This window comes from Rhizobacter sp. P1_G5, assembly GCF_056405435.1.
The window spans coordinates 1-12,097 of record NZ_JBFUCB010000123.1 but is presented as its reverse complement, the minus strand read 5'-3'; the positions used below and the strand labels follow the sequence as shown (position 1 = coordinate 12,097).

General features: G+C 62.6%; 16 protein-coding genes. 15 read left to right on the top strand and 1 reads right to left on the bottom strand.

Features of this window, described 5'->3' with window-relative positions; genetic code table 11:
• The 10 genes from AC1D12_RS11520 to AC1D12_RS11475 all read left to right on the top strand — a co-directional run.
• The coding region (locus tag AC1D12_RS11520; RefSeq protein WP_477840498.1) for a hypothetical protein at window positions 1-327 on the top strand (327 nt) is incomplete at its 5' end.
• 109 nt (window positions 328-436) lie between these two features.
• Window positions 437-802, top strand: a complete 366-nt coding sequence (locus AC1D12_RS11515; RefSeq protein ID WP_477828940.1) for a hypothetical protein — start codon at window positions 437-439, stop codon at window positions 800-802.
• Window positions 803-875: 73 nt separating this feature from the next.
• Window positions 876-1,256 carry a hypothetical protein gene (locus tag AC1D12_RS11510; protein ID WP_490363533.1) on the top strand — a complete coding sequence of 127 codons (381 nt, stop codon included), beginning with the start codon at window positions 876-878 and terminating at the stop codon, window positions 1,254-1,256.
• Between the two features lie 223 nt (window positions 1,257-1,479).
• Window positions 1,480-1,710 (top strand): hypothetical protein, encoded by a 231-nt coding sequence (locus AC1D12_RS11505; protein WP_477840494.1) that lies wholly within the window; start codon window positions 1,480-1,482, stop codon window positions 1,708-1,710.
• Window positions 1,711-1,824: 114 nt separating this feature from the next.
• A complete protein-coding gene (locus tag AC1D12_RS11500) occupies window positions 1,825-2,226 on the top strand; it encodes a hypothetical protein (protein WP_477829199.1) in 402 nt (133 codons plus the stop codon).
• Window positions 2,227-3,487: 1,261 nt separating this feature from the next.
• Window positions 3,488-3,760, top strand: coding sequence for a hypothetical protein (locus AC1D12_RS11495; RefSeq protein ID WP_477828153.1), 273 nt, complete (start codon window positions 3,488-3,490; stop codon window positions 3,758-3,760).
• 133 nt (window positions 3,761-3,893) lie between these two features.
• On the top strand, window positions 3,894-4,286 hold the full coding sequence (locus AC1D12_RS11490; protein WP_477828154.1) for an SMI1/KNR4 family protein: 393 nt from the start codon (window positions 3,894-3,896) through the stop codon (window positions 4,284-4,286).
• Complete coding sequence (locus AC1D12_RS11485; protein ID WP_477840492.1) at window positions 4,258-4,695, top strand: DUF7677 family protein; 438 nt, start codon at window positions 4,258-4,260, stop codon at window positions 4,693-4,695. The genes AC1D12_RS11490 and AC1D12_RS11485 overlap by 29 nt, the downstream gene beginning before the upstream one ends.
• Entirely contained in the window at window positions 4,692-5,042 is a 351-nt protein-coding gene (locus AC1D12_RS11480) for a hypothetical protein (RefSeq protein ID WP_477828155.1), read from the top strand. Before AC1D12_RS11485 ends, AC1D12_RS11480 begins: the two co-directional genes overlap by 4 nt.
• 97 nt (window positions 5,043-5,139) lie before the next feature.
• Window positions 5,140-5,346 carry a DUF2283 domain-containing protein gene (locus AC1D12_RS11475; protein WP_477828156.1) on the top strand — a complete coding sequence of 69 codons (207 nt, stop codon included), beginning with the start codon at window positions 5,140-5,142 and terminating at the stop codon, window positions 5,344-5,346.
• A 115-nt stretch (window positions 5,347-5,461) separates the two neighbouring features.
• Here AC1D12_RS11475 and AC1D12_RS11470 read toward each other — a convergent pair whose 3' ends face one another.
• On the bottom strand, window positions 5,462-5,773 hold the full coding sequence (locus AC1D12_RS11470; protein ID WP_477840491.1) for a cyclic-phosphate processing receiver domain-containing protein: 312 nt from the start codon (window positions 5,771-5,773) through the stop codon (window positions 5,462-5,464).
• Window positions 5,774-5,957: 184 nt separating this feature from the next.
• Between AC1D12_RS11470 and AC1D12_RS11465 the strand changes: the two genes are divergently transcribed.
• The 5 genes from AC1D12_RS11465 to AC1D12_RS11445 form a co-directional block, all read left to right on the top strand.
• On the top strand, window positions 5,958-6,338 hold the full coding sequence (locus tag AC1D12_RS11465; RefSeq protein ID WP_477825555.1) for a nuclear transport factor 2 family protein: 381 nt from the start codon (window positions 5,958-5,960) through the stop codon (window positions 6,336-6,338).
• A gap of 239 nt (window positions 6,339-6,577) precedes the next feature.
• A complete protein-coding gene (locus AC1D12_RS11460) occupies window positions 6,578-7,339 on the top strand; it encodes a DUF6348 family protein (protein ID WP_477825556.1) in 762 nt (253 codons plus the stop codon).
• A gap of 402 nt (window positions 7,340-7,741) precedes the next feature.
• Window positions 7,742-10,603 (top strand): ATP-binding protein, encoded by a 2,862-nt coding sequence (locus tag AC1D12_RS11455; RefSeq protein ID WP_477840489.1) that lies wholly within the window; start codon window positions 7,742-7,744, stop codon window positions 10,601-10,603.
• Between the two features lie 154 nt (window positions 10,604-10,757).
• Window positions 10,758-11,657, top strand: a complete 900-nt coding sequence (locus tag AC1D12_RS11450; RefSeq protein ID WP_465113773.1) for a helix-turn-helix domain-containing protein — start codon at window positions 10,758-10,760, stop codon at window positions 11,655-11,657.
• 91 nt (window positions 11,658-11,748) lie between these two features.
• The coding region (locus tag AC1D12_RS11445; protein ID WP_477840487.1) for an SDR family oxidoreductase at window positions 11,749-12,097 on the top strand (349 nt) is incomplete at its 3' end.

Below are 12,097 nucleotides of genomic sequence, written 5' to 3'. Positions count from 1 at the left end.
GCCAGAGTGTCCGGCGGCAAGGATGGTGTCGATCAAGTAGCCGGCAGGCTGCGCCGCCGAGTACGCCGCCTGGCTGCGGGAACTGCTGAAGTGATCCGCATCGATGCAGTGTGGCTGAGGCGCTCCTGTTCTTTGAGTTCGTCAGTCGCTTTGCGGAGCCTGATCAGTTATCGATGGCTGACCAAGCCGAAGCCAGGGCTCTTTGGAACCTTTGCAGCCTGCTCGAAAAGCAGCTGTCCGAGCCCTTCTCCGCAGAGTATTCGGATCTGCCTGCGCAGGCGCGAGATCGTCATCCGTGATGAAGACACGGAGGCGACTGGCTCTTGACGGCCACTTGCGGACGGTCGCGACTGACGGCTTTCATGCGGTGCAGTCACCTCTCTCCTCATTCCACCGCGGGCACTCATGACCGCGCACCAGCGAGGCAGAATGAGTGATGCACTTCAGCAAAGTCGGCCCCTTCTTGTCGGCCAGTCGGATCACAGGCCCGAAGCACAACATCCTGCAGCTTGAGATCGGCAGCGGCGATGGCATGCGCACTGCAGTTGAAAGGCTTGGCGATGCTGGCGCAACTTCGCTGTCGGAAGACGGCGTGGTGTCCGCGGTGATGGAAGGACTGGCCGCTGCGAACGAGCGCTTTCAACAAAATTGGACGATCATGCGCCTGCGCTACGCTCCGGCAGACAGTGGACCGGAAGCGACCTACTCGCACCTGGCGTTTTCTATCCTCGCCAATCTTGCAGCGGGCAGGTATGAAGGAGTTGCATCCGCGTCATCGAGCCGCAGCGGGTCAACAACATAACTCGAAAGGCTGTAGCCGGCCATGAGCTGCCGGTCAATGATGACCGTTCTTGCTTGGACTATCGTTGGATGACATGAAAGTTCATCGAATACTCGGTCGGATATTCCTGCTGCTATGGGTGGCGGCCTGCCTTGCGGTGTTGGTCTTCTCATTCGCGCAGCGCGACGTCCACGACATGCCGGTTGCCGCGTTCTGGCTCATGGTCTTCCTGTCGTTTCCTTCTGGGCTTTTCGCTGTTGGGTTCTCTGGCTATGCCACCAGCGAGACGACTCGCGTACTCGGCATCCCCTACGAGCCGTTCGCCGGCTTCGTCCCAATGTGGTTAGCTGGCGTTGCAGTCGGATATTGGCAGTGGTTCGTAGCGGTCCCGTGGATCGTGCGGAAGGTAGCGGTCCATCTAAGCCTTCGATCCAGCGGAGGGCCTTCTACCGCCGATGGACTTGACGTTGACTGACGGCTTTCCGCCGTCGAAATCGACTGACGCGAAGGCGGTTACGGGTCGCCTACAGGCGAACAGGCACCGCGGGCGACCGGCAACAGTCGGCCACGAGCTGTCTTTCGCGGATGACTCCTTCTGGATGCGCAGCACCGTGTTGGCATGAGCCTATGCCCCGCTAGCATTGCGCGACGCCATATCGGTGCGGCTGTCCGCACAACCATCTCTTCGACGCCACAGCATGACCAGCATCATTCTCATGTCTTCGTTCTTGATCATCGTTGCGGCCCTCGGTGGGGCTGCCGTTCTAGTTACTCGGCTCTTGCCGGTCGATCACGTGGTCAGGCTCAAGGTCGACGCATCTGTCGCATGGATCAGGAAGAATCCCCTTCTCTTTGAGAAGAGACTGAAGCAGGTGGCGTTCACACTGGCTGTATTGTTCTTCTTGTCAATCACGATCATCTACTCGTGATGCATGAGGCCGGTGACGAGTACCGCAGCCGGCCAGGAGCTGCCGCTGGCATATGACAGCTTTGCGGCTTGGCGACTTCAGTAGACTCATCTAGATCCGCTCTGGGAGGGTCAGGTGACGATTCACAAGATTAGGCTCGTCGGCGGTGAGGACGACGAGATCGCCACGATCGCCGAGCATGTCGTCAACGACTCGTGCAGGCTAGTGTGCTGCTATCGAGGCTCAAAGATCTCGGCCAGCGCTTGCGACTTCTTCGAAGCGCTCTGTTTGATTCGGCTTCAACTCGAGAAGAAAGGGCTACGATTGTTCTGCTATGGCTCTAGCCTGAATGTCTATCCATCTGCGATGGCACGTAGCATGGGCGTAGGCTTGAAGGCGTACAGAATGAGCCCTGGACTGCATGCCTCAACGGCTGACCTGGTCGAAATCTTCTCGGAAGGTCCGGATGTAATCCCCGCCAGCGTTTCTCAGCAGCTGGAGTTCTTCGAACAGTGGGCTGCCAGCGATCGCCGGTAGCGGCCACGAGCGGAAGCTCGCGGACGACGGCTTTCGGATAGGCTAGTTGCCGCTCCGACGCGCCAGTTTTTTCCCGAGACCGTCCCATGCAAATCGATTCGCCTGCTTGGCATCTGAGAAGGTCTTGCCCGGCTTGCGGACAAGGCACTTCGTTGCTGTTGATCAAGTGTTGCAGTTGCGGCAGGATCAGCATCGAGTGTGCCGAGGAAGGCTCCCAGTTTGCMGACGCGCGCCTGCTTCAACCGCAGGAACGTTGGCGGAGTGAGGGTGTAGCAAGATGCCCTCACTGCGACGCTATGGATGCTCTTCGTTCGGCGAGTGCTGAGGAGATTCAGGCCTCCGGCATCGACGTCGATCAATATGAATAGTGATCGTAGGAAGCCCGTGATCGGCCACTTCCAGCCGGTCACCGGCGACCACTTTCGGGTACGCTCGGCAGCGCTATGACCGAACTCCTACTGGGCTCTGAGTACGACGACGACCTGTTCTATCGGCTCGTTGCCGAGGTCGAGACGATGGGCGGCTCGATCGTTGACAGAGAGTGGATCCTGGGCGGCCCCCAAGAAGTCGCGCTGTACGAGATATCGCTCCCAGGCGCTGACCTTGTGGCCGTCGCTCAGTCCGGTTTCGGCTTGTCGCTTCGTGGAGAGCCGGCACTTATTGAAGCCCTCGCGGATCGCGTAGCTCCGAATCGGCGAGCATGAATGGCGTGGTTCCCGCATGTCCCTTATCGGCCACTTGCAGTCCTTGGCGAAAGGCGGCTTTCGGGTAGTCTTCCTCCATGACTTCATCGGACCCCGACGTTGTTTCGTATTCGATCGTTGTACGAGGGCTTCACGAGGCTGCCTACGAGCGGTTTTCGAGAAGGTTTACCGGGCACCGGGGCGGCGCAACGCCCGGGCCGCATCCTCGTGAAATCTATCAGGTAGTCGACTGTGAGGTAGGGCAGGTGTATGGAAGCCTCTCTTGGATTGCTTCAGAAATCGCAGGCCGATTCCGGGTAGTCGAGCTCGGGATCGGCATCCATACGCCTCGCAATTGGTCGAACTTCTACGTACCACTGGATGTTGTCCAAGCGGCACATGAGTTCGGGGCGACTATTCGGCTCTCCTTCATGTCCCCCGTGGTGAGGTAGGCGTCGAGATTTCGCGCGCTGGCGCCCAGTCGCCCAGGGCCTGTCGCGTGCGGCGCTCGAAGTCTGTGGTCGGCCATGAGCCGTCATTCGCGAGAGGCGGCTTTCAGGCTTCATAGAATTCGCCCCATGCCACTCTTCACCTACATCGTCAGCTACGCTGGCGCCGAGCACGTCGCGCAGGGAAGTCACAGCAACTTCACTGGCTTTGCTATGACCTGGGCCTCGAACATCCCGACGACCGCGTTGGCCTCGCTCACGCCAGTCCTGCGCAAAGAGCTTCTTCACAAGGCGTATCGAGGTACGTTCTCGGAGGTGCCTGGCGTGAAGCACGTCTGGCGAAATTCTCTCGAACTGGGTGGACGCGAGTTGACAGTCCTCGCCGTGCAGACTGAACGGTAGACTGCCTGCTCGCTGGCACCAATCGGCCACAAGCTGACGTTCGCGAGCGGCTGCTTCCAAGCGCGATACTGGTGTCTCGGCAAGACCAGCGAGGGTCACGCCATCTGCCATGCTTTAATCGACTGTCGACCGTATGCCATTTGACCTTGCAGCCTCGTTCATAGAAGCAGCCGAACGCGAACTCGCAAGCTCGTTGCCGTCGTCCTACGCCAATGCGATGCGGGCGGCCAACGGCGGCGATCTCGATGTGCTCAACGAGGACTGGCGGCTGTATCCGATTGCCGATTCATCCGACCGAAGACGGTTGAGCCGAATGTCGAACCACGCGATCAAGGAGGCCGCAGCCCTTCAGCAGTGGCCGAAGTTTCCCTCGCGCGCGCTGGCCATCGCCGGGAACGGGTCTGGCGACCAACTGGTGATCCTGCGAAACGGTGACGCTTTTGGGGATGCGGTTCATCACTGGTCGCATGAAACTGGGGTGTTGACCAAAGTCGCGGATGACTTCGCGGATCTGCCAAGAGCTTAGCCACGGTCGGTCTTCTCTCGGCCACCAGCAGACGATCGCCACCGACCGGTTTCAGGTAGGCTGCGCATGGCAATCCCGAACCTCTATGCCACACCTGAGTCACTCATTCAGCGGAGCGCTGCGAACGTTCGCCTATTTCATGGCAAGCGGCACGCAATACACGCTCGAAGGCATCGACTATCTAGAGCTGTATGGAAATGATCCGAGCGCGATCGAGCAGGTCTACGCGATCTTCGCGAACGTCTTGCGGCTTGATGAGGAGGGGCGCGTAATGAATGCGCACTACGCGCAAAGGCGAGCCACCGACTACCTTCGGGCGTACTACGACCCGAGCTTCAAGGTCGAGCCGCCATACGAAGACTGGGAGATTGCCTTGCACGCGCCTCCTCCTCGGCTGGACCCAATATGACGAACTTGCAGTCGGATCGAGACCTTGTGGAGGTTTTGAAGTCGCTGCCGGAGCGACGGCTGGTGGAGATAGTCGCCTTGGCGCTGGAGGCGCGGGAGGCCGAAGTGAGTCGCCCTGAATGGCAGTCCGCCAAACTGGTGCTTGCCAAGGCTCATCGATTCAATGAGGCGTCAGGCACACCGTCGCCATGGGAACTGCTTTTGCTGGCGCGACCCCAGTATCCTGGGGATTTTGTCGCCGAGGGATACGGCACAAGCCAAGAAGGCGGCTGCTGCGGACTCACGCTCGTCAGCTATGCCAAGCGCATTATTTGTCCGGTGTGCGGCAGACAGGCGAGTGCTTCCTAGATGGCAACAATCGGCCAGAAGCTGCCCTTCGTGAACGTCTCCTTCGGCGCAGCCGACTTGAAGCTCCTGCTCATCAGTTCGATCTTCAGAGATTCAAATGGATACCAGTGATATCTCTCTTGCCGTCAACCCGGACGATCACGACGTTGCCTATTTGTCCCTGCCCGGTCACCCAGGCAAAGGATCTCCTGGCTGCGTGAAAAAAACAGTGCGTCTAGCGAGCCTGTTGCCGTACAAGGGCCCGGACTTGTACTTGGACTTTGACGCCCAAGGGCATCTGATTGGCGTGGAAGTCCTAGCCTGAAGCCGAGCGGTATCGTTGCGAGCCGTCGGATTCGGATTGTGGCAACGTGTCGGCGAAGTCTCGCCGCTCAAGTGAGCGAACGGCTGCCGCCGCCAGGTGCGGACGTTCGCGACCGTCAGGTATCTGGCCGGCTACGGCCTCGGTACAGGGCCTGGATCGCATAAATGCCTGACAATATCTTCTCCTTGGCGGATGAATTCGCGGAGTGGACGAACATGCGCTGCGGTTTGAATCCGCGAAGCGCCACGGCCTCCTCAATCCAGAGGACAACGTCGTATCCGGTTCCGTGCTCGTCGTCCCCGAGGTCGTGGTCTAGACTGATCTCCTCGACTTGGCCCGACTCGAGCAGGGCTATCGCTTCTTCTGGCCAGTAGACACGAACCCACCCATCGGGGGTAGCCCGTTCATCATCGAGGTAGACACGCATGGGTGGAGATCTGTGAGCGTCGCAGTGGAGCGCAGATTATGGGCGGGGGGTTCCGGTCGCGCCTGCACCCGCATCCGGCCATGAGCGGTCTCCCGACAGCGCGACCCGTCCGATCGTTTCAGGCTGAAGCGGTCTCTCAAGACGGTAATCTTCAGGGCTCACAAGTAGTCGCAACAGGGGTGACATGTCGAACATTGAGCTTGTCAGCACGCTTTCCGAGCTCGAAGCCGATTTGCACCGTCCCGAGGTTCGAGGAAGTGCGCCACGGGTAAACGCATTGCTGCATGCTGACTTCGAAGAGATCGGACGGTCCGGGCAGTACTGGAGCCGTGATGCCATCGTCGAGAAGCTCCTTGCCGAAGCAACCCCTGCCGAGGTTGTCGCCTACAAGTACGTCGCAACAGAGCTGCAGCCTGGAGTTGCGCTTCTCACCTATCGGGCGGCACACCGGCAAACCGACGGCTCGCTATCGCGCCACACCTTGCGTTCATCACTCTGGGTTCGGATCGGGGACCGCTGGCAAATGCGGTATCACCAAGGCACCGCAGCAGCGGAAACTTGGTGACTGGCACAGCGTGTCCAGCTTCCACTGCAGAGCAAGCCTTCGAGCACCYAAGGCGAAYGGCAGCAACTGATCGGTTGCTGCCGCTCGCACCCTGTGGTCGAATGCCCGCCGCCACTTGCAGTCATTCGCCAACGACGGCTTTCAGTCTGGCTCGCTGAAGCACACGGCAGGCTCGTCTTGCTGCCTGCGCGCGCGTGCAGATGCCTTCGCCTTATGCGTCGCTGTCAGAATGCTTTGGTATGCGAACCATCGAGCGCAAGGAGCGCCCAATGAATCCAAGACTTGCGCGCCTTCTCGCCGTTCTTGCCGTCGCGGCGACGGTTCATTTCCATGCCCTGGCTGCAAGCGAAGAAGACCTTCTTGCCAGCAGTCTGCAGAAGCTACTCACCTCAGCGGGAGCCTCCGCCGGTGCGTCCCCTGCATACTCCGTGCGCAATGGTGAAATTTCGATCGGAAAACAGATCGTTCGCATTGATCCCGTCCTGGAGAGCACAACCCGACACGCCGGACAATTTGTGCTGAGTTCCAACTTCGCCGTATTGTTCGACGGCTCCAACCAGTCGTATCTCGCGTCCACGCAAATCGGCATTGGTTCTACCATCGTCGAAGCAGCCGACACAGCCGTGCAAGAGTGGTACCTCGGCTTTGGTCAAGCACTCCTGAAGGCCATCGCGCTTGAGCGCGAGCAGTACAAGTTCGGAGACTTCGCGGTGTACCCAGGCACAACTGGGTTCCGAGGCCAGCCGCCCCAAGGCATCACGGCGGGCACCGATGAACTCCAGGTCCGACTCCTTCGTGCAGTTGCGCCTATGCTGCCGCGACATGACGGGCGACTCCACACGCTACAGGTAGTGGTCGTCGTCCAGCCAAACTCACAGCCGCAGAGTCACGTCTTGCTCGACGGGCAGGCTTCGGATCAAGCTGCGGCTCTCGCGGCTGGTTTGCGCTGGCCCCAAGCAGCTTCCTCCTTCATGTACAAGCAGGCGTTCCTACTTCGATAGGCCACAGGTCCCTGAATGGCGGCTTTGCGGCTTTGAGAGCGCGACGTCGAAGGTCAGCAACGGGTCGATAGCTCTACTTCGCTGCTCGCGAGAGCAGACGTTCAACAGAGCCTGGTCGACGAGAGATTTATTTCTCGCTGAGACGTGTGAGAGTGCGCCGAAATTGCGCCAAACCATCCACAAGCAAACATCTTTGCGGCCTTCCGACCCCGACCCGAGGCACCAGAAGCCCTTTCTGGTCTGCGCCACAGTGCGCCAAAACCTCCGATAATCCGCGCCGATCCTCGCAGTGCGGGTGCCGGCAACTGAATCAGAACGGATCAAAAGCAGGGTGAGTGCTTCGGAGATCGTCGACGGAGTCTCGGGAGGATTGACAGTGGGCCACGATGACGGGAGCTGGCCGTGACCAGCGACTCCACCCGGAAAGCACCTCGCCATTTCGCGTTCGAACCCTTCGTGCTGAGTCCCGATCGCCAGTTGCTGTTGAGGGATGGCGTTCCCGTCCGCATCGGAAGCCGTGCATTGGACATCCTGACTGCACTGGTCGAGCGGCCGGGCGAAGTCGTCAGCAAGCGCGATCTGATGGATCGAGCCTGGCCGGACGCCGTCGTGGAGGAGGAGAACCTCAAGGTCAACATGGTGGCGTTGCGACGGGTGCTGGGCGACGAAGCAGGCGCTGCCAGGTACATCGCGACGGTCACGGGGCGAGGCTATCGATTCATCGCACCTGTCCAGACCGTAGAGCTGCCGGGATTCGGACCGCACGCTGCATCGCCGTCAGCACGCAGCGGGAGCTTGCCCGCCGGAACTGCACGAATCTTCGGGAGGGCGCAGGCCATCGAAGGCGTCCGGCGCGGCCTCGATGAGGCTCGGATCGTGTCGATCGTCGGCGCCGGCGGCGTCGGAAAGACGACCATCGCGGTCGCGGCGGCTCATGCAGCGGCAACGCAGCGTGCCGATGGCGCCGCATTCATCGACCTGGCGATGATCAGCGACCCGCAGTTCGTGCCAGCGGCGATTGCGTCGGCGCTCGGCCTCGGCGTGACGAGTGGCGATCCGCTGTCGAGCGTCGTGCATGCCTTGCGGCGGCAACAGAAGACCCTGCTGTTCGACAATTGCGAGCACCTGCTGCCTGCGGTGGCGGCTGCCGTGGAGAGGCTGGCGGCTCACCTCGATGGCGTTCGCATCCTCGCGACGAGCCGTGAGCCCCTTCGGATCCGGGGCGAGCGAGTGCATCGCCTGCGCGGGCTGGAATGCGACCCGAGCGAGCATCCCGCAGCGGACGAGGCCCGCAGGTTTCCCGCCGTCGAACTGTTCGCCGCACGCGCTGCCGAGCGCTCGGGCTATCGATTGACGGATGGCGACGCCCCGGCGGTCGCTGAAATCTGCCGGCGGCTCGATGGCAATGCACTGGCGATCGAACTGGCCGCGACCCAGACTGCTGCCTTCTCCCCCGTGCAGATCCTGCAGATGCTCGACGACAGATTCCGGCTTCTCAGGCTCGGCCCACCCGGCGCGCCGCTGAGGCAGCAATCCCTGTTGGCGACCCTCGACTGGAGTTACGGGCTCCTGTCGGTAAACGAGGCCGCCCTGCTGCGCGCCATCGCGGTGTTCGCCGGCACCTTCAGCGCCGATGGAGCGAGCGCCGTGTCCGGCGCAAACGCAGCGGAGGTGATGGATGCGCTGTCGCGGCTGTCCTCGAAGTCGCTGCTCGTGATGGACACCAGAAATGACCAGTTGACCTATCGCCTCCTCGAGACCACGCGCGCCTACTGCCTCGAACGCCTGCGGGTGAGTGCCGAGGACGCCACGGTCCGCAGCCGCCATGCGGAACACCTGTGCGCGGTGCTCGAGCGGGCCGCTACCGATTGGGAACGCATCGAGCTGCACGAGTGGGAGGCCTCCTACGGGCACTACCTCGAGGACCTTCGCGCTGCGCTCGCCTGGTCGGGGCGCGATGAGGCGCTGCGATCGCTGCGCATCCGCCTGACCGCCGCAGGCGTCCTCCTCTGGAACCACTTGTCGCTGACCGAGGAATGCCGCCGGCACGTCGGCGAGGCCGTCGCGGAGCTCGACGCAGCCGGGCAATCCGGGACGGCGATCGAGATGCATCTCCAGATGTCCCTGGCAGGCAACACCCTCTTTGCCCGCGGCCTCACGCCCCAGGTGATGAGCGCGATGCATCGGGCCCTGGACATCGCGGTCCGGCTCGGCAACGTCGACGCCCGGCTCCGATGCCTGAGGACCATCGGTGCCTGCGAGATCATGGGGGGCCGGAACGACGACGGGATCCGCACGCTCGAGAGCTGCGCGTCGATCGCCGCCGCTGTCGCCGCCGAGGACTCGTCCGCGGCGCGAGAGCGGGAGAACTATCTCGCCATAGGCGAACTGTTCGTCGGCAAGCTGCACAGCGCGAGGCAGCGTCTCGAGCGGCTCTACAACCCCGATGCGCGCGACTTCAACGACTCGCGACTCGTGCGCTTCCTGGTCTACCGGAACGTCGATCTCGGGAGTGTGCTGTCGCACGCGCAGTGGTTGACGGGCTCGCCCGAGACGGCTGCGCGCACGGCGGCCGCCACGGTCGATGCCGCGCTCAGGACCAGGTACTGGTTCTCGGTCAGCAACTGCCTGTCGTGGGCGTGTCCGATCTTCTTTCTCTCGGGACATCACGACGAATGCAGCTACTACGTCGAGCTGCTCGAAGAGCAAGTGCTTCGACATGGCATCGGTGTCCGGCGCCCGGTGGTCGTCTTCTATCGCGCAGCGCTCGCCTGCGGGCAGGCCGTCGTGCCCGCGCAGGGGATCGACGACCTCGCTCGGGGGATCGAGGAGTTCCGCGCGATCAACTACCTGGCGCGGATGCCCTTCTATCTGGGCGTCCTGGCCGACGCCCTCGCCAGAAGCGGGCGTCTCGGCGAGGCGCAAGCCGCGATGCGGGCCGCGCTCGATGGCGCCGTCACCCAGAACGAGCGTTGGTGCATTCCGGAGTTGCTGCGCATCCGCTCGTCCATCCTCGCGGCCACGGGCCGGGCGGCGGAGGCCGAGGCGGTGCTCGCCGAGTCGATGACGATGGCCATCGAGATCGGCGCGTTGTCATGGCGGCTGCGGGCCGCCAACGATCTGGCCAGGCTCTGGCTGCTGCAGTCGCGGACGGCAGACGCTCGCGCGATGCTGCGGCCGATCCACGGTGAGTTCACCGAAGGCTTCGCGACGCGCGACCTCGTGGTGGCGACCGACCTTCTTGCACGGCTCGACAAGCCCTGAGAGAGCCGCAAGCAAAACCGCAAGCCAGCATGCATGGCACGCACTGCGTTGGGGCGGCCTGCACTTCGGCAGCGCAAGGACCTAACCGCACTTAACTTGATCGGCAAGACTGGTCCAGCGATCCTCATGGCACCCCCCGCCAGAAGGATCGTCGATGCCGCTGCAGACACAAAGTGATGTGAAGTACGCCAGCAGCGAGCTGCTGGCCGGAACCACGGAGTGGGACACGCTGCGTGCGGAGCACCGGCAGGTGCCGGGCGGTGCCTACAACCCCGTCACGTCCAGTTGCACGGAGCTCGTGATCATCCTGTCCGGCCAGGGCACGGTGCGGCGCACCGGCGATGGCCAGCGGCAGGAGCGCGTGGCACTGCCCGGCACGAGCTGGCTGGTGCCGGCGGGGACGCATGAAACGCAGCTGGAGCTCGACGCGCCGCTCGAATGCCTGCATCTGTTCATGCCGGCCAGCCTGCTGGAACGAAGTGCCCTGGCCGACTACGGCATCGATCCGGATCGATGCCGTCTCGCCTACGCGGCAGCGGTCGCCGACCCTGTGATGGCACAACTCGGGGGCGCGCTGCAGGCGTTCATGCGCAGCGGCAACCGGCACGATGACCGCATCTTCTGCGACGGCATTCGCACCGCGGTCGCAGCACGCCTGATGGGGCACTACACGGTCGACCGCTGGCGCGTGCCGCCGACGGCGCCAACGCTCGACCGCCGGCGGTTGAAGCGCGTGCTCGAGTTCATCGAAGCCCACCTGGCCACCGCTCTGTCGCTGGACGGCCTGGCCAGCCAGGCCTGCCTCAGCCCCTTCCATTTCGCCCGCCTGTTCCGCGAGGCGATGGGCGTGCCGCCGCATCGCTACGTGAGCGAACGCCGGATCGAAGCGGCCAAGGCGATGCTGGCCGCCGACGGTGCGTCGCTGGCGCAGATTGCGCTGGACACGGGCTTCGCATCGCAGGCGAGCTTCACGCGCGTCTTCGGCAAGGCGGCCGGCGTGACGCCGGGCCAGTACCGCGCGCTGTGCCGCGACCAGCGCCTCGAGGTGGATTGAGCTTCAGAACTTCAGGAGCGCAAACGCGGGAAAGGGATGCGCAAGATCTGCGAATACGCACGAGGACCCTTCCACTAGCCTGTGTCTCATGATGAGACTCAAAGACAAAGTGGCCCTTGTGACAGGGGCGGAGGCGGGGATCGGGCTCGCGGTGGCCAAGCTCTTCGTCGAAGAGGGAGCGACGGTGTTCGCGAGCGACCCTGCGGCTTCGAACGACCGCTCGCCCGATGTCTGCGCGTTGGCACTCGATGTCACCAGCGAGCTGGCATGGCAGAGCGCGGTGGACCGCGTCATCGAGCGAAGCGGGCGACTCGACGTGCTGGTCAACGCGGCCGCGGCTGCATCGTACGAACGGCTCGACGAACTCTCCGCGAGTTCATGGATGTGGTCCATCGCGTTGAATCAGACCGGCGTCTTTCTCGGCATGCGCGAGGCCGTGG